The organism is Pseudomonas sp. 1L-E-NC-VB-C3 (assembly GCF_057291535.1).
Map to the genome: position 1 here is coordinate 97502 of NZ_JBXAWD010000009.1, position 16164 is coordinate 113665.

Here is a 16164-nt window from a genome sequence, read left to right on the forward strand (position 1 = left end):
CCCGGCCTCGACTGTCACCCTTCGGGCCGTTCTTCAAGGATCAGAACAAGGAATCAAGGATTGAGTGGCTACGTTCCAAACCCGCCGAAAAACTACCGCTACGAACAAGCCAAACCCGTCGACCTGCACGCCCAGCACTGGGCCGAATATGAGAAGCACGGGAAAGAGCCCGCGCGCGAGCCTGAGAAGATAGGCATTGCGTTGAGGATCGGGGTTTTCTTTGATGGCACTGGCAACAATGCGAACAACTCTGCTGCGGGGTTGTTGTGTGGTGCTCAGCATCCGATTGCGCCTGAGGATATTCCTGCCAGCTGCATGCCTTACATGAGTGACCCGGATAGTAGTTATGGTGCCGGGCCTACGAATATCAAGAAATTGTTTTCTCTGTATAAAAAGACCCAGAAAGCCGAAGGCGATGGCTTTCTTAAGTACGTCTCAAGCCCAATATATGTCGAAGGTATAGGCACTGAAAGCAATCAGATGGATAGCGCTGTAGGTGCTGGAACGGGGCGAGGTGAGACTGGTGTTACGAGTCGCGTACAGGCGTCCTTCACGCAGATAAAACAAGCTATCGAAGAGGCACTGCAAGAGAACCCCGACAGTGAAATTGCGTCCCTGACGTTCGATACATTTGGCTTCAGTCGTGGGGCTGCTGCTGCACGGCACTTCGCAAATGAAGTGGTGCGGGGTAAGCAAGGAGCTTTAGGAGATCTCCTAAACCGGAACGCCGCAGATTTCAGTCGCACCTTTGATAATAAATACGGGAACGGCATCAAAATGGGTTTCATCGGGCTCTTTGACACGGTGCCCTCAATTGCCGGCTTCACCAATCTTGGCCGGGTGAAAAGTCCTATAGCTCCCGGTGTGAGGCTTTACCTGGACCGTCAATACTTCACGGATGTCGTACATCTCGTAGCGCGTGATGAGTGTCGCGCTAATTTTGCGCTCAGCCGAGTGAAGCCCGCGCACCCTGAGTACACTCTTCCCGGGGTTCATTCGGATATTGGCGGCAGCTATCTTGATGAAGTAGAGGAACGCGTGCTTGTCAGTCCGATGCAAACTCTCGATGTACCTCGGTACGTAGACGTTTCAACGACGTCGATTTATCACGACGCCGCGCGCGTAAAAAGCGAGTGGCTTGCTAAAGGATGGCCTGCGCATCTGCTGGATATTGTCACCCCGGCTTCCTTCGAAATTCCGCAGGAGCATCAAGACAGGCTTTCACCGGGGCAGAAGCGCGTATATGCCGCTCTACAATTGAAACGTCCGGTGAGTGGAAAACTTTCGAGAGTTTATTTAAGAGTCATGTATCAGCTGGCAAAAGAAAAGGGTGTTCAATTCATTGATATACCGGAAGATGACGAATATTCCGTGCCGGCAGAGCTGCAATCTCTTTGTGACCGATTTCTCACCGGAAACTACAGAACAACTGCAGAAGAGGAGGCTTTGCTCAAGCTGAAGTACATTCATATCTCTGCAAACTGGAATCATCCCCTTGGAAGAAGAGACGGGAGCGGTATTGATGCTGTTTACATCAACGCCCCGACGGAAGACGCGATCCGTGTACAACATCCTCACGTAGCTGATTGGAAGCTCTGGTAATGAAGTCTGTAATCGCTCTGCTTGTCGCCTTATTGTTAATGGGCTGCCAGAAAGGAGGTTTCGAAAGTGGAGAAAATGACCCCAAGTCTCCTTGGTGGCAAATAGGATTCGTTGAGCCGAATTACATGAAGATCTGGGTTGAGGACAGCTCGGTGCTGGATATCAATAACAGAATGTTTTTCAGAGTCGGTGGAAAATCCGCTCCCGGAGGCGAACCAGAAGATGGGACGGAGTCTGCCCGTGGTTGGGGAACAGTCGGTGGTTCTGGAGTTTTGGTTACCGGTGCTGACCTTCCTCGAATGATTTTTGTCCGTTGGCAGTCGATATCGGAGCAGAAAACCTATAAAGGCTTCATAGAGATTCCAGAAGAAGCGAGGCAACTGATGGTGCAGTCCACACATCAGCGGTGCCCGAAGACTCCGGAAAGAACCGCACGTTACTCCGCAACGCTGCTTGTGGGGCTCGCCCCGGGGGGAGTGCTTCAAGCGTGGGTCAGGGACTACTGCCACCGCCCGATAAAAGTCTCCCATGCTCAAGGCGAACTCGAACCTCTCGGCCCGGAGCAGGGCAAGCATGGCGGGCGCTATGCCTATCCCGTGAGTGAAAAGGCCAAGCGTTACATTGATAAGTTCGGCATCCCGTACGGTAGTTGGTAAATGACGTGGATGGAGCGCCGTCCACTTTTCAAGTGCTAGACCGTTTCACTTCTTTTGAGTCGAATTAGGGGCGGCGTCTTGAGAATAGAAAAGGTCGACCGTTTCGATGATGTCGACTACGACGCAGGCTATGAGTATCGAGGTTTCAATTACCTGATTCTGGATGGTGTCGATGAGTTTCTCGTCAGAATTTACGATGACCAACCCGGTGGCGCGACGGTTGTGCGCCCTGCCATGACCACAAGCACCAGACTCAGGAGGCTGGCGGAATTCTTACGAACGGAGCTGGAGGTAACTGCGATTTATCTCTACAAGGGTGAAATAGGAAGCTATGTCCAGGTAGACCTCGAGAGCCTGCAATTCTGCTGATCCGGTATCGAGCCGGGGGCGATAAGCAGGACTCGCCAACCAAGAGTCCCGCCACCACACCCCCTCAAACCTCAGCCTTCACCCCAACCTTCACCGCCGCTTTGCGATACGTCAGCAAAACAATCCCACTCACTACAATTACTCCACCCACGATCTGCCCTCTGCTGAGCATTTGATCCAGCACAATCCAGCCCATCAACAACGTCGCCAATGGCTCAATGTTCATCACCGGTGCGTTGCGTGGCATGTCCAGCCTGGGTACGGAAATGAACAACACAATGAAGCCGGTCCCATAGAGCACGACGAGCGTGGCAAGGGCCAGCCAGCCGGTTGAGGTGGCGGGGAGGTTGAGTCCGCCGGGGAGGGCGCCGGTCAGGCCGGCCAGGTTGACGCTGCTGAAGACGATGAAGATGGTCAGCAGGCTGCGCACCGAGCCGCGCACTTGCGACAGTTTGTGATCGGTGATCCACAGCGCGCAGGCGAATACGCTGGCGGCGCAGAAGGCGAGTGCAACTCCCAGTAGCCATTCCGGACCGACGCTGGCGCTGTCTGACAGACGTCCGGGGACGTCCAGTACGAACACCAATCCCACGAGAATCAAGCCCATCAACATCGCGGTGCGCGCGCTTGGTCGTGGGCCGCCCAGCGCCCAGGTCAGCAAGGCGAGCAGGATCGGAAACACGTTGGCCACCAGCAGCGCCAAAGCGACCGGGACCCGCGCGACAGCGGAGTACAGACACAGGCTCTGCGCAGTAATCAGCAGGCCCAACAACAGTTGCCAACGCCACGCGCCCGCCGGCACACGCAGACTTTGCCGCTGCCACAGAACGAGAATGGCAAGCACCAGCAAGGTCCCGCCCGAGCGCATCAGAATCGCCAGCAACACGCCCGCGCCATCATCAAAAGCGACCCGTGCCGCGACGTGGTTGCCGGCGAACGCACAACCCATGCACAACAGAATGATCACGGCGAGATAACGGGGGAAGGGCGGCGGTACGGTTGGCGCAAACTCAGGACGGGACATGGCAGATCTCAAAAATGATAGCCACTCGGGGTGGCTCAGGTTTTTATTATGTTGTCGTACAACTGCCCGATTTGTACCGTAATCGAGCAGGCGCGGCAAGCTCGAAAGGCTTGAAAAGCCGCTTAGGCGTGATGCTGTTTGAGTTTCAGAGATCGTATAACTTGCTTGCTAGGCACGAGCATCAAGTCGAGTTGCCCACCCATCCTCACGAGCCTGACCGACCAGAAAATCCACAAAAGCCCGGGTTTTTGCTGGCAATAGTTTCTGGCTGGAAAAGTACAAATAGATTTGCCCTGCATCGACATACCAATCGGGCAAAACCCTTTCCAGCGTACCGTCCTGCAGATAAGGCAAAACATCCGGAACTGCCAACAGCGCAACCCCCAACCCCAGTCGCGCGCACTGACACAGCGCTTGCGGATCGTTGACCAACAGGCGCGGCGTCAACTCCAGGGGCGCTCGTTGCCCGTCGGGGCCTTGCAACATCCAGCTGCGCACCTTGCCGGTCTGCACCGAGCGCATGGCCAGGTGATTCAGCGTCGACAGCTCTTCAATGCGCTGGACGCGCGGGCGCCCCGACAGATACTCCCGCGAGGCCACCAGAATCAGATGCGCCGGGGCGATGGCTCTGGCGACCACACCTTGCGCGAGTTCGATGCCGCCGCCGATAGCCGCATCAAAGCCGTCCGCGATGAGATCGACCTGGCGATTGTCGACATGCCATTCGGGGATCACGGCGGGATATCGATTGAGAAATTCCGGCATCAGCGGCAGCAGGAAATCCCTGGCAAAACCCGGTGCCGCACTTAGACGCAGGGTGCCGGAAGGCTCTCCGGCATTGCCGGCCACATCGGCGATCGCCGCTTGAACACTTTCCAGTCCTGAACCGACATTGGCCAGAAAGCGTTCTCCCGCTTCGGTCAGCGTGAGTTTGCGCGTGCTGCGCTGAAACAAGCGTACGCCGAGGTTAGCCTCCAATTGCGCGACATTGCGGCTGACCGCCGCGGGTGTCAGGCCCAGGCGGCGCCCCGCCGCAGAGAAGCTTCCCGCCTCGGCGCTGCGCACGAATGAGAGCAAATTACCCAACGTTTCCATCCGCGCACCTTCAACTAATGATTGAAAGTGATTCTAGGTGTCTTCCACTACTGGTGGAAGATCAAAAAGCGTCTCATAGCCTCATCAACTTCAACCACCCAGAGGCTCGACCATGAACACATCCACGCTTCCACTGACCGGCAAAATCGCCATCGTTACCGGTGGCTCACGCAGCATCGGCGCAGCCATCGCCAAACGGCTCGCGGGAGATGGCGCAACCGTCGCTATCACCTACAACGCATCGCCAGATCGCGCCGCAGCGGTCGTGCAGGAAATCGTTGCGGCGGGCGGCCAGGCTGTGGCGCTGGCGGCCGATGCGGGCAACCCCGAGGCTGTACGTGCAGCCATTGCCGAGGTTGCACAGCGTTTTGGCAAGATCGACATTCTGGTCAACAACGCTGGTATCAGCCTGCTCGGTGCCCCCGAGGACATCGTCTTTGAGGACTTTCAACGCATCCTTGCGGTGAACGTGACCGGCGTCTTCGTAGCCACTCAGCACGCGCTCAAACACATGGGGCAGGGCGGCCGCATCATTCACATCGGCAGCTCGATGGTGCAATACGCTGCGTTCGCTACCGCCTCCGTCTACACCCTGAGCAAAGGTGCGCTGACCGGTTTCAGTCGTGGACTGGTGCGCGACCTGGGGCCGCGCGGCATCACTGTGAACACCGTCCATCCTGGCCCGACCGACAGCGACATGAACCCGGCCGACGGGCCTATTGCGGACTTCCTACGCCCGAACATCGCCATGGGGCGGTACGGAGAGGGCAAGGATGTCGCCAGTGCGGTGGCGTACCTGGCCAGTGCAGAGGCAGGGTTTGTCACCGGCGCAGAATTAATCGTCGACGGCGGCTTCACAGCGTAAGGAGAGCATCATGACTATCAGCATCATTGGTACTGGCTCCATCGGCACCGCCATCGCTCGGTTGCTCGTCAACGCAGGCCTGCCGGTCAGCCTGGCCAACAGCCGTGGGCCGCAGAGCCTTGCCGCTTTGGTCGACGAATTGGGTCCACTCGCACAAGCGGTGACGGCTCGGCAAGCCAGCCAGGCGGACATCGTTTTTCTGGCGGTGAACTGGTCGAAGATCCCCGACGCGGTACGCGATCTCGGGCCTTGGGATGGGCGCATCGTGATCGATGCCAACAACCCGATCGAGGCACCACTGTTCAAGCCGTTCGATCTGGGCGGCCAGCCGTCTTCGCAAGTGGTGGCGCAGATGCTGCCCGGTGCGCACGTGGTCAAGGCCTTCAACCATTTGCTCGCGGCTCTGCTGAGCGATCCCTCCGCCGAGGGCGGCAAGCGTGTGCTGTTTTATTCCGGTGAAGATGCCGCGAGCAAAACCAAGGTTGCAGAGCTGATTGATCAATTGGGTTTTTACGGCATCGATCTCGGCGGTGTGCAGCAGGGAATGCTTGCGCAGTTTCCGGGCGGACCGCTGCCAGCCTTGAACCTGGTCAAACATGGTTAATCGCTGAGCCCGGGCAACCGGGCTTCACACACAAATCGAGGAATCAAAAATGGCTGGCTCAGATTCGCGAAATATCAATGAGGTGGAAAACTACGACGCCTTGCTACGGGCCAATCTGCAGCGGGTGTTCAACCAACGCGATGCACAAAGGCGCTTGGCGGCGGTGCAGGAGCTTTTTGCAGACGCACCGACGATGTATGAACCGACTGGCATCGTCACCGGGCCAGCGGCGATTTCGGCAGTGGCCGGTGCGTTGCTGGATCAGTTCGGGCCGGACTTCGTTTTTGTTCCGGAGGGGCCGGCGGTTGGGCATCATGGCTTGGGTTACCTGCGCTGGCATGCGGGCCCGGGCGATGGGCCAACTGTTGTCAGCGGTGTCGACGTGGCGGAAATCAGCGAAGGGAAAATCGTGCGGTTGTGGGTATTGCTGGATGCCTCAAACTGATGAACGTGAATGTTACGCAGAATCGCTAGCGAGCAGAGGCGCGGCTGTTCTTCACTGATGTCGTTCGCATTTCGCTTTTTTAGATGCTGATACGTAATCACTTGCTTGGCAGAGCGCCGCGCGCATGGGTTTACTGTATAGCGGCTTAATGCCATTATTGTGGGCTATTGGAACGTCTTCACCAATCAAGGAGGAACAAATGGACCAAAAAGATGAAAGCTCATCACGATTCTGGGAGTTCTACGCTCTTAGGTATAGCGTAGGCGCCGTTTTAGGCGGGTTGATTCTGTTTTTGCTCGTTCAACAAAGTCAACCCATTTCAAGTCTTGTGTTCGTTAAAGCTGGAGAACCCATCGATCTCATTCAGGTCGGAATTTTCCTGGCGGCTGGGTTGGTTTTCTCTTATGTGGCGAGTGCACCTATTTTAGTTCTCCACGCTGGCCGGTTCCTTATTCAGCGCTCCACACTCCGATTGCAACGCCCTAGCAAGTCGGTGGTGTGGTTTTTGGGATTGACCTCGATCATTCCAGTTGCATTTCTCTCATTGAGTGCAATGAGTGCCCTGCTGAGAATTTGGTTTGCTGTCGTGATTTTTCTGGCAGTGGCTGTGGTTTTGGCGCAGTTCTTTATAATAGTCAAATGTCTTTTGCGAAGCTCAGACCTGTACGCCTTTTATGAAAAACTGGCGGACAAGCGATCGAGCGCGAAAGGGGGTATCGTGGACTCATATAGACATCTGCGGGAGCATGGTAACGCGTTTGGAATTCTGTTCTTTCAAGTCGTTTTGGGGTTATTTTTGTTCGCTGCAACTATGTTTTCATCATATTCAAGCTCTTTTCAGAGCCAAAGTCCGCTGGAAGTTGCTGTGGTTCTGGTCCTTGTCGTGCTCACTTGGATCCTGCCTGCGGCGTTGGTGTGGTTGATTGCATGCATGATTGAAAAGGAGTTTGTCGAGTCCTGATATTTACTCGATAACGATTTGATCGAAGGGCGGATATTTCATCAGTCCGCTCCCGATTTTATATGCGTTTGGATTTTGATATTTGACGTTATTTCCCAGCTCGTCAAACTAGCAAAAGGACTGATGGTAATCGGTGGTCATCGAGTTCTATTCTTTGAGAGAATGGCTGGCTATTTTTAAGGAGGATTCATGTTCTTTGGTCTTGGTCGTAAACCGTTGTTGGATTTCCTGCGCAATCTCACGCCGCAAATAATTATGCTGACAATCGCATTAGTGGCTGGTAGTAAATTAGATCTTGGAAAGTTCGATCTCAGCCTCGCTGGTTTAAAGCGGACGCTACCGTTTGCGATGTGCATGTTGGTTTTCTTTATATCGCTTATTGCGAACTTGTCGACTTTTCTCGAAGAGTCGCTCGAGGAGTTCAAAGGTAACAAAGCAAGCGCTATGGTTGCTACGGAAGACATGCGTGGTGCCAAGCGGATTTGGGCATTGCTAGTCAATGCCTGGTCAAACCATAAGCTTGCGGTGTTTAGAATGGTCTTGGTCATGACCGTTGCGGAGGCGGCGATAAGCGTGGTCTTCATCATGAGTATTCAAAGTGCGGTATTAAGTCCGTTTCTGCACGGATAATTCAAACTGGAAAGTGCATCCGGCGATTTCCGAGTGGCAATCATTGCTGATTGATCTCACGGCGCCGGAAATTGCCCTGAAACCGCACCAAAGCCCGGGCCTTCGCCGGTAACAGTTTCTGACTGGAGAAAATACAAAAAATCTGCCCGCCTCCGACATTCCAATCCTGCAAAGCCCTTTCCAGGATGCGTTCCTGCAGGTAAAGCGGCGCATGCGGAACCGCCAGTAGCGCAACCCCCAACCCCAACCGCTGCTGAAAAACAACCGCTCTAGGTAATGGCTCAAGGCCGCGCGGCCATGTTGTAATGGTTATCTACTGAGGGAAGCTTAAAACCCCAATACGCTTTTAACGAATTTCCTACCACGTTCATGACTGCAGAGATTTTCCATTGCTAAAACAGATTTTGGCACACGCAAAGTTACCGAAAAATAAAACCTTCATCTCAATGCTAAAGGCAGTAATGGCGTTTCTCTCATTGGGTACGGTTCATTACATTGGGTTTCTTATAGAGGTGCCGTTTGAGATAGTATCAGTAGCCTCGCTGAGGTTTGTTACGAGCTTTGTAGCGACATTCACCTTCTATGTGATGTTTTGCTATATGGTTACTAAGGTTTTTTCCTTTGCAATTTCTCAGTTCTACTATTCTGCACTCGCTCCTCTAGCAGCGTTAACAATCGCGGCAAGTAAACGATTTCCCAAATGGTTAGCTAAACCTGCCAAAAAAATGCACAGAGAAACCAATATTGCAGAAAAGCTGATTTACTGGGTCTTCTTTTTTCTGATATTCACTGTCATGTTCAATTTTGCATATCTGGATTTTGATTTTTCAACTGTCGGCCAACTAACATGGATGGGTGTCATTGGTGTGGTTATAGCGTCTATATTGAAGTCCGGTATACTTATTCGCCCTAAAACCCAGATTCAACGAATCCTTGATAAAAAAAGAATCGCTCTTAGAAGGTCGCTAATGCGTGACTACAGTTATTTGCTCGCTGGATCAGTTGTGGCAATTTCTTTTTATACAGGAATGCTGCGATTTGACAAAATGATGACTGAAGACTTGGTTAATTTCGAGAGCGAGAGATTTCGAGGGCAGGTTCATGTGCTTTTGAACGTAAATGACACATACCTGTTGGTCGAAACCGGTTTCAAAAAGCGAATTTTCATATTTCTTACAGAGTCAATGATGATGCGACTTCCAACCGATCATGGTAAATAGTGCCTCATTGGCCCTAACGCTAACGGCCTCTTAATTTACTAGCGAACCGCATTGGTCTCGACTGATAAGGCAGCGCGCTTCCCATGTCCTGAATAGAGTAGTCACTGCTGATGGCTGGTGGTGTGACTGCTCGCTATTATCTGGACGCTTTGCACGCGGGCATTGACATATCGAATAATCTCGATATCCTCGGCGCATGGAACTGATCGAAATCTTCAAAGCCCTCTCGAACCCGACGCGCCTCAAGATCCTTGAAGGCCTGAAGGATCCCGTGAAGAACTTCCCCCCGCAGGATGAGGGTGACGTTCTCGTTGAGGGTGTCTGCGTCAGCAGTATCCAGGAAGGTATCGGCCTGTCGCAGTCGACGGTGTCGAGTTATCTGGCCACTTTGCAGCGGGTGGGGCTGGTGGAAGTGCGGCGCATCGGTCAATGGACCTACTACAAACGCAATGAGGCAGCAATCAGCGCGCTTGCAGAGATCATAGGGAAAGAGCTGTAAATTTTTTTACTCTAGTATATCGAGAAATCTCGATATCCCTCTTTATCGATACGAGGTTTTGCCATGAAAGCGATGATTCTGAAATCCTTCGGCGGTCCTGATTCGTTCGAACTCAGCGAAGTGCCCAAACCGGTTCCGCAAGCGGGCCAAGTGCTGGTCCGAGTGCACGCCACTTCCATCAATCCGCTGGATTACCAGGTTCGGCGCGGTGACTATCCCGACCTGGTGCCGCTGCCAGCCATTACCGGTCACGACGTGTCGGGCGTGGTTGAAGCCATCGGGCCGGGCGTCAGCGCTTTCGCGCCGGGCGACGAAGTCTGGTACACCCCGCAGATATTCGACGGGCAGGGCAGCTATGCCGAGTACCACGTGGCTGCTGAAAGCATCATCGCCAGAAAGCCTGCATCGCTGAGCCACCTTGAGGCGGCCAGTCTGAGTCTGGTCGGCGGTACGGTTTGGGAAGCGCTGACCGTGCGCGCCGTGCTCCGCGTTGGCGAAAGCATTCTGATCCACGGCGGCGCCGGCGGGGTCGGCCATGTGGCGATTCAGGTGGCCAAAGCCATGGGCGCCAGAGTCTTTACGACCGTGCGCGAGGCCAACGCCGATTTCGTCCGCAGCCTGGGCGCTGACGTGGTGATCGATTACACCCAAGAGGACTACGTCGAAGCGATCATGCGCGAAACCGCCGGGCATGGCGTTGATGTGGTGTTCGATACCATCGGCGGCGATACCCTGTCTCGCAGTGCTGACGCGCTCGCCCAGCTTGGCCGCGTGGTCTCGATCGTCGACATCGCGCAGCCACAAAACCTCGTCCAGGCCTGGGGCAAGAACGCCAGCTACCACTTCGTTTTCACCCGGCAGAATCGCGGCAAGCTCGATGAATTGAGCGCGTTGGTCGAGCGCGGCCAGTTGCGGCCCCACGTTGGCACGGTCTATTCCCTCGCCGACATCCCGCTCGCCCACGCTCGACTGGAGAGCGCCAACAACGGTCTGCTGGGAAAAATCGCCATCGCCGTCGAGCCTTCGCTCATCGTCTGAATCCGCTCACTGATTTTGGAGAAACATCATGGTTTACGAGATCGCTGTGCTGCCCGTTCACCCGCATCAGACTGAAGCCTTCCGGCGCGCATTTGCCGAAGTCGAACCGTTGCTGACCCGCGCCAAGGGATACGGCGGCCACTTGCTGGCGCAAGGTATTGAAACTCCCGAGCAGTTCAATCTGATCGTGCGCTGGCAGTCACTTGAGGATCACTCGCCGGGGTTTGAGCAGAGTGAAGACCACCAGCGGTTCATGCTGGGGTTGGAGGATTATTTTTCGGCGGAACCGATGGTGTACCACATTGAGGGTGGTGCTTTTCCGGGTGGCGACTTTGGCGTATCGGACAGCGGAGCCAGCGTAGGCATCTGAGGGAGCGTGTGGCTGTTCGTCACAAGCGGCTGTGGCTGGTCGAGCACTGTTTGTGATGAATTGCCACTTTAATTCCGCTTTGGCCTGTTCGTGGGGCAGGGGTGGCAGGCAAAATGCGCCGTTTTCCATATGTCTCGTACTGCAACTCATCCAAGGAAGGCCACTTGAAAGTCACTCCCCACGCTTCCCTGCGCCCTGAAATCTGGCCAGCCGTTGTTTTATTGGTGCTGGCAAGCCTGATCACTACCGGCTGCACGCGCTCCCATACTCCAAAACCGGTGGAGCGCGATCCTTGTCTGGATGCCGGTCCAGCGCATACAACGGCCTACGCCAAATGCATGAGCGAGCGGGAAGAGCGCCAAGCTGAAGCGCTCAGAATACTGCTCAGTGATGATCCTGCTGACAATCCGCAACAGCAAGTGGCCGTGCCAGGCGACAGCGATTTCCAACCGTCTGATTTTCCTGACGACCCAATGCCAGCGAGTTTTCGCATGCCTTCCGACCTGAATCTCAAGGATACCCGGGCATTTCCTTACAAGGCTCGCATCAGCTGGAAATACGTGTCGGATCGCTTCCTGCCGAGTTCAAAGGAATCCGCGCGGATGATGCAGGTAGACCGCCTGATTAAGGCGGCCGTAACGGCGGATGGGTTCGCAAAGTGGGGGTGCACGGTCACCGGCGGAAAGCGTCAGGTGTGGGTTTTCTACACCCTGGACGACGCGGCCTTTGTCAGCCGTGTGCAGGCAGCTCTGGCGCAGACCGGGCCTTATCCGATCGAGTTCAGCAGCCGTAAACAGACGGATGTGAGTGCTGAGGTGCAGAATGCCGAGCAACCTCGACTCACGCCCAAACGATGCCTGGAGTGAAACAACCCTCGCTGCATAAGCTTCTGAAACGGATTTATCGCCATGCTTGAACGAAACAAACTGGTTCCTGAACTGATGGTCACCGAGCTGTCGAAGAGCTTGGCGTTCTGGGTGAACTGTCTGGGCTTCAAAGTCGCCTATCAACGCCGTGAAGACGGTTTCGCCTACCTCGATCTGAACGGCGCGCAAGTGATGCTGGAGCAATTCGATCCGCAGGCCGGCCAGTGGCTCACCGCGCCTCTGAGCAAGCCTTTTGGGCGCGGCATCAACCTGCAAATAGATGTAGTCGCGGTCGCACCTGTCCTCGAACGACTCGAACAAGCTGGTTTTCCACTCTTTCGAAACTGCCAGGACACCTGGTATCGCGCAGAAAGTGTTGAAACAGGGCAGCGGGAATTCATTGTGCAGGATCCGGACGGTTATCTCGTCAGGCTGGTTGAGCGATTAGGTGAGCGGCCGGTCTGGGCCGCGGAGTAGGTGAGGTCCGCGACACTTCAGCCCTGGATTTTCCTTCCGCGTTAGCCCAGCGCTTTGATGGTAGGCTGCATAACGTCAGCCGTACCTTCTGTACTCCTGAGTTTGCTTTTTTAGCTGTCTGCGCCGGTTCGCCTCATAGCGTTGATGGATTGCCTTTAGGACCACAGCCATGCGCCTGCCAGATTTCATTCTCGAAAACCTAGAGCCGATCCTGCAGGCCTGGGAAGATTTCGCCCGCACCATCGAGACACCAGGTGCGGAACTCGATAACGTCGCACTGCGCGATCACGCCGAGCAGATGTTGCACGCCATCGTCATCGATCTGCGGAGCAAGCAGACCATCAGCGAGCAAATTGCCAAGGCCCAGGGGCATGCGCCGCGCGACGATGAAGAAACGGCTGCGGAAACCCACGCCGTGACGCGGCTGATGGCCGGTTTCACCATTGATCAGATGGTTTCCGAGTATCGCGCGCTGCGCACCAGCGTGCTGAGCCAGTGGCTGCGTCAGGTCAAGGATGGCAAATCGGTGAATGTCGACGACATGACGCGCTTTCACGAAGCCATCGATCAGGCGCTCGCCGAGTCGATTGCCAGCTATTCACGCGCCGTCGAGGCGTCGCGCAATGTGTTTCTGGGGATTCTCGGCCATGACTTGCGCACGCCACTGGGGGCGATTCTGCTTGGTGCGGATATGTTGCGGCGTACAGAAACTGCCGACCCGCGCACCAGCAAGGTGGCCCGGCAGATCTACGCCAGCGTGCAGCGCGCCAGCGAGATCGTTGGCGACCTGCTGGATCTGACGCGCTGCCAGATGGGGCCGGGGATTCCGGTGAAAAAATCCCTGATCGATCTCAGCCCTGTGTGCGAACGGGTGATCGAGGAAATCCGCGCCTTTCATCCGCAGGCCAACGTGCGGTTCGATGCGAAGGAAGCGGTGATGGGAGCCTTCGATGGCGCCAGGATGGAACAGGTCTTTTCCAACATCATCAGCAATGCGGTGACCCACGGCGACAATAAGTTTCCGGTCTCGGTCGAGTTGCAGGTCCGCGAGGATTGCGCGGTGTTCACCGTACATAACGGCGGTGAACCGATCCCGGGGGATGTATTGCCGTTCATCTTCAACCCGATGGGGCGGTTCTCGCAGCGCTCCGTGGTTGATCACGGGCCGGTTGCCGGGCTCGGTCTAGGCCTGTTTATCGCTTCGGAAATCGTCGCCTCGCATGCCGGCTCGATCGAGGTCAGCTCTGACCTGGAAGGCGGAACCGTGTTTCGCGTAAAGCTTCCGGTTAATGCAGAAAGCCCCGTCACCATCTAGGCCAATCGATGGAGGGCCGGCCCCGGCCCTCCAGCCTGATCACTCCTCCATCACCTCAACCAAACCGCGATCCTCACCGAGGAAGCCGCCGCTCTGGTGCTGCCACAGCCGCGCATAGGTGCCGTTCTTCTCCAGCAGTTGCGCGTGGGTGCCTTGTTCGATGATGCGGCCTTCGTCCATGACGATCAGCCGGTCCATCGCTGCAATGGTCGACAAGCGATGAGCAATGGCGATCACGGTTTTGCCCTGCATCATTTCATCGAGGCTTTCCTGGATCGCGACTTCAACCTCGGAATCTAGTGCGCTGGTGGCTTCGTCGAGTAGCAGGATCGGTGCGTTCTTCAGCATCACCCGGGCGATGGCAATGCGCTGGCGCTGGCCGCCGGAGAGCTTGATGCCGCGTTCGCCGACCAGCGTGTCGTAACCGCTGTGGCCCTGCTTGTCGCTCAACTGGCTGATGAAACCATCGGCCTGGGCGTTCACCGCAGCGCGGTGGATGTCTTCGTCGGTGGCGTCCGGGCGTCCGTAGGCGATGTTGTCGCGGATCGAACGGTGCAACAGCGACGTGTCCTGGGTGACCATGCCGATCACGCTGCGCAAGCTGTCCTGGGTGACCTCGGCGATGTTCTGCCCATCGATGCGGATCTCTCCGCGATCAACGTCATAGAAGCGCAGCAGCAGGTTGATCAGCGTCGACTTGCCTGCACCGGAGCGGCCGACCAGGCCGATTTTTTCGCCGGGGCGAATGTGCAGGGTCAAGCCGTCGAGCACTTGGCGTTCGCCGTTGTAGTTGAAGCTGACATTGTCGAAAACCACTTCGCCACCGGCAGGCTCAAGCACCTTGGCATCCGGCGCGTCCTGGACTTTCGGGCCGCTGGTCAGGGTGGCCATGCCGTCCTGCACGGTACCGATGTTTTCGAACAGCGAAGTCATCTGCCACATGATCCAGTGCGACATGCCGTTGATGCGCAACGCCATGGCGGTGATCGCCGCAACAGCGCCGGTGCCGACTTCGCCCTGATGCCACAGCCACAGCGCGTAACCGCCGGCACCGATAATCAACGCGACCACCAGCGCCTGATTGACGATCTCGAACTGGCTGACCAGACGCATCTGGCGGAACCCGGTGAGCTTGAAATCTTCCATCGCCGCACGGGCAAAGTGCGCTTCACGCTTGGAGTGCGAGAACAGTTTGACCGTGGTGATGTTGGTGTAGGCATCGGCAATCCGCCCGGTCATCGACGAGCGCGCATCGGCCTGTTCCTGGCCGACCTTGCCCAGACGCGGCACGAAATACACCATCGCCAGCCCGAACAAAACGATCCACGCCAGGAACGGCAGCATCAACTTCAACGCAAAGCCACCGGCCAGCGCAATGATCGCGATGAAGTACACGCCGATGCCGGGGAGGATTTCGATCAGGGTGAACAGCACCTCGCGCACTGACAGCGCGGTTTGCATGACCTTGGTCGTGACCCGGCCGGAGAACTCGTCGGAGAAAAACGACAAGCTTTGCCGCAGCATCAACCGATGGAAGTCCCAGCGCAGACGCAGCGGCAAATTGATCGCGAGGATCTGGTGCTGAACCATCGTGCGCAGCGCCACCAGCCCGATGCTGACCACCAGCACAATGCCGATGCCCCACAACACGCGGCTTTCCTCATCACCGGCGGCGCCGCCGGATTGCCAGGTCGAGAGCAGGTCCACCACTTGCCCGAGGAACGAAAACAGCCATGCCTCGTAGATCGACACGCTGGCGCTGAGCAGGGCGAAGGCCAGAATGTAGCCGCGCGCGCCCCGGGTGCAGGCCCACAGAAATCGCATCAGGCCGACTGGCGGTGGCGGCGCCTCATCGGGCGGGAAGGGGTCGAGCCTTTCTTCAAACAGGCGAAGCATTGCGGTCTCCGAAGTGATCAGGGTGTGGGGATTCTGCCATCTATCGGCGGCGTTGAGGGTTTCACTGCCATCATCTGGATGAACCCCCGTGCCTTGTCTTGACCGCAGACCGGCGCAGAAGCTCAACACAATCCTGCCAAGCGCAACCTTTCGTCGCTGATCCAGACCTGATGTCGCACGCTCATCAACCTCTTTGAACTCTCGCGCAAGCTGCTCCGTCATCTCCTATGTG

18 protein-coding genes are annotated in these 16164 nt (G+C 56.1%); 15 read left to right on the top strand and 3 right to left on the bottom strand.

Annotated elements, in window-relative coordinates; translation table 11 throughout:
• The first annotated feature begins 60 nt into the window (after positions 1 to 60).
• The 3 genes from AC0Z5Z_RS16160 to AC0Z5Z_RS16170 all read left to right on the top strand — a co-directional run bounded on the left by AC0Z5Z_RS16160 (position 61) and on the right by AC0Z5Z_RS16170 (position 2627).
• Positions 61 to 1602 (top strand): T6SS phospholipase effector Tle1-like catalytic domain-containing protein, encoded by a 1542-nt coding sequence (locus tag AC0Z5Z_RS16160; RefSeq protein ID WP_485611311.1) that lies wholly within the window; start codon positions 61 to 63, stop codon positions 1600 to 1602.
• Entirely contained in the window at positions 1602 to 2258 is a 657-nt protein-coding gene (locus AC0Z5Z_RS16165; RefSeq protein WP_460060704.1) for a DUF2931 family protein, read from the top strand. Before AC0Z5Z_RS16160 ends, AC0Z5Z_RS16165 begins: the two co-directional genes overlap by 1 nt.
• A gap of 78 nt (positions 2259 to 2336) precedes the next feature.
• Positions 2337 to 2627, top strand: a complete 291-nt coding sequence (locus AC0Z5Z_RS16170) for a hypothetical protein (protein ID WP_485611312.1) — start codon at positions 2337 to 2339, stop codon at positions 2625 to 2627.
• Between the two features lie 64 nt (positions 2628 to 2691).
• On the opposite strand, the gene AC0Z5Z_RS16175 is transcribed toward AC0Z5Z_RS16170, so the two are convergent.
• Positions 2692 to 3651 carry an EamA family transporter gene (locus AC0Z5Z_RS16175; protein WP_315435633.1) on the bottom strand — a complete coding sequence of 320 codons (960 nt, stop codon included), beginning with the start codon at positions 3649 to 3651 and terminating at the stop codon, positions 2692 to 2694.
• Between the two features lie 168 nt (positions 3652 to 3819).
• Positions 3820 to 4746 (bottom strand): LysR family transcriptional regulator, encoded by a 927-nt coding sequence (locus tag AC0Z5Z_RS16180; RefSeq protein ID WP_252887715.1) that lies wholly within the window; start codon positions 4744 to 4746, stop codon positions 3820 to 3822.
• Between the two features lie 112 nt (positions 4747 to 4858).
• On the opposite strand from AC0Z5Z_RS16180, the gene AC0Z5Z_RS16185 reads away from it, so the two are divergent.
• The 12 genes from AC0Z5Z_RS16185 (at position 4859) to AC0Z5Z_RS16240 (ending at position 14036) form a co-directional block, all read left to right on the top strand.
• Positions 4859 to 5611, top strand: coding sequence for a 3-oxoacyl-ACP reductase family protein (locus AC0Z5Z_RS16185; protein ID WP_457263500.1), 753 nt, complete (start codon positions 4859 to 4861; stop codon positions 5609 to 5611).
• Positions 5612 to 5618: 7 nt separating this feature from the next.
• Positions 5619 to 6215: an NADPH-dependent F420 reductase gene (locus AC0Z5Z_RS16190; protein WP_485611385.1), complete on the top strand. Its 597-nt coding sequence runs from the start codon at positions 5619 to 5621 to the stop codon at positions 6213 to 6215.
• Positions 6216 to 6264: 49 nt separating this feature from the next.
• Entirely contained in the window at positions 6265 to 6660 is a 396-nt protein-coding gene (locus AC0Z5Z_RS16195; RefSeq protein WP_315435635.1) for a nuclear transport factor 2 family protein, read from the top strand.
• A 199-nt stretch (positions 6661 to 6859) separates the two neighbouring features.
• Positions 6860 to 7621 (top strand): hypothetical protein, encoded by a 762-nt coding sequence (locus AC0Z5Z_RS16200; protein WP_315435636.1) that lies wholly within the window; start codon positions 6860 to 6862, stop codon positions 7619 to 7621.
• 189 nt (positions 7622 to 7810) lie between these two features.
• Positions 7811 to 8251 (top strand): hypothetical protein, encoded by a 441-nt coding sequence (locus AC0Z5Z_RS16205; RefSeq protein WP_236169177.1) that lies wholly within the window; start codon positions 7811 to 7813, stop codon positions 8249 to 8251.
• A gap of 389 nt (positions 8252 to 8640) precedes the next feature.
• A complete protein-coding gene (locus tag AC0Z5Z_RS16210; protein ID WP_236169178.1) occupies positions 8641 to 9471 on the top strand; it encodes a hypothetical protein in 831 nt (276 codons plus the stop codon).
• 196 nt (positions 9472 to 9667) lie between these two features.
• Positions 9668 to 9970 (top strand): ArsR/SmtB family transcription factor, encoded by a 303-nt coding sequence (locus tag AC0Z5Z_RS16215; RefSeq protein ID WP_024012559.1) that lies wholly within the window; start codon positions 9668 to 9670, stop codon positions 9968 to 9970.
• 63 nt (positions 9971 to 10033) lie between these two features.
• Positions 10034 to 11008: a zinc-dependent alcohol dehydrogenase family protein gene (locus AC0Z5Z_RS16220; protein WP_485611313.1), complete on the top strand. Its 975-nt coding sequence runs from the start codon at positions 10034 to 10036 to the stop codon at positions 11006 to 11008.
• Between the two features lie 28 nt (positions 11009 to 11036).
• Positions 11037 to 11378: an antibiotic biosynthesis monooxygenase family protein gene (locus AC0Z5Z_RS16225; protein ID WP_252869245.1), complete on the top strand. Its 342-nt coding sequence runs from the start codon at positions 11037 to 11039 to the stop codon at positions 11376 to 11378.
• Positions 11379 to 11542: 164 nt separating this feature from the next.
• Entirely contained in the window at positions 11543 to 12244 is a 702-nt protein-coding gene (locus AC0Z5Z_RS16230; RefSeq protein ID WP_256808796.1) for a DUF695 domain-containing protein, read from the top strand.
• 42 nt (positions 12245 to 12286) lie between these two features.
• Positions 12287 to 12721 (top strand): bleomycin resistance protein, encoded by a 435-nt coding sequence (locus tag AC0Z5Z_RS16235; protein ID WP_485611314.1) that lies wholly within the window; start codon positions 12287 to 12289, stop codon positions 12719 to 12721.
• A 169-nt stretch (positions 12722 to 12890) separates the two neighbouring features.
• Positions 12891 to 14036: an ATP-binding protein gene (locus AC0Z5Z_RS16240; RefSeq protein WP_485611315.1), complete on the top strand. Its 1146-nt coding sequence runs from the start codon at positions 12891 to 12893 to the stop codon at positions 14034 to 14036.
• A gap of 39 nt (positions 14037 to 14075) precedes the next feature.
• Here AC0Z5Z_RS16240 and AC0Z5Z_RS16245 read toward each other — a convergent pair whose 3' ends face one another.
• Entirely contained in the window at positions 14076 to 15932 is a 1857-nt protein-coding gene (locus AC0Z5Z_RS16245; RefSeq protein WP_236169182.1) for an ABC transporter ATP-binding protein, read from the bottom strand.
• Between the last annotated feature and the right edge of the window lie 232 nt (positions 15933 to 16164).

Bases quoted from the DNA above. Each gene is read 5' to 3' on its own strand.
- AC0Z5Z_RS16165 (WP_460060704.1), top strand. From the start codon at position 1,602: ATGAAGTCTGTAATCGCTCTGCTTGTCGCCTTATTGTTAATGGGCTGC.
- AC0Z5Z_RS16175 (WP_315435633.1), bottom strand. From the start codon at position 3,651: ATGTCCCGTCCTGAGTTTGCGCCAACCGTACCGCCGCCCTTCCCCCGT.
- AC0Z5Z_RS16180 (WP_252887715.1), bottom strand. From the start codon at position 4,746: ATGGAAACGTTGGGTAATTTGCTCTCATTCGTGCGCAGCGCCGAGGCG.
- AC0Z5Z_RS16185 (WP_457263500.1), top strand. From the start codon at position 4,859: ATGAACACATCCACGCTTCCACTGACCGGCAAAATCGCCATCGTTACC.
- AC0Z5Z_RS16195 (WP_315435635.1), top strand. From the start codon at position 6,265: ATGGCTGGCTCAGATTCGCGAAATATCAATGAGGTGGAAAACTACGAC.
- AC0Z5Z_RS16200 (WP_315435636.1), top strand. From the start codon at position 6,860: ATGGACCAAAAAGATGAAAGCTCATCACGATTCTGGGAGTTCTACGCT.
- AC0Z5Z_RS16205 (WP_236169177.1), top strand. From the start codon at position 7,811: ATGTTCTTTGGTCTTGGTCGTAAACCGTTGTTGGATTTCCTGCGCAAT.
- AC0Z5Z_RS16215 (WP_024012559.1), top strand. From the start codon at position 9,668: ATGGAACTGATCGAAATCTTCAAAGCCCTCTCGAACCCGACGCGCCTC.
- AC0Z5Z_RS16220 (WP_485611313.1), top strand. From the start codon at position 10,034: ATGAAAGCGATGATTCTGAAATCCTTCGGCGGTCCTGATTCGTTCGAA.
- AC0Z5Z_RS16225 (WP_252869245.1), top strand. From the start codon at position 11,037: ATGGTTTACGAGATCGCTGTGCTGCCCGTTCACCCGCATCAGACTGAA.
- AC0Z5Z_RS16235 (WP_485611314.1), top strand. From the start codon at position 12,287: ATGCTTGAACGAAACAAACTGGTTCCTGAACTGATGGTCACCGAGCTG.
- AC0Z5Z_RS16240 (WP_485611315.1), top strand. From the start codon at position 12,891: ATGCGCCTGCCAGATTTCATTCTCGAAAACCTAGAGCCGATCCTGCAG.
- AC0Z5Z_RS16245 (WP_236169182.1), bottom strand. From the start codon at position 15,932: ATGCTTCGCCTGTTTGAAGAAAGGCTCGACCCCTTCCCGCCCGATGAG.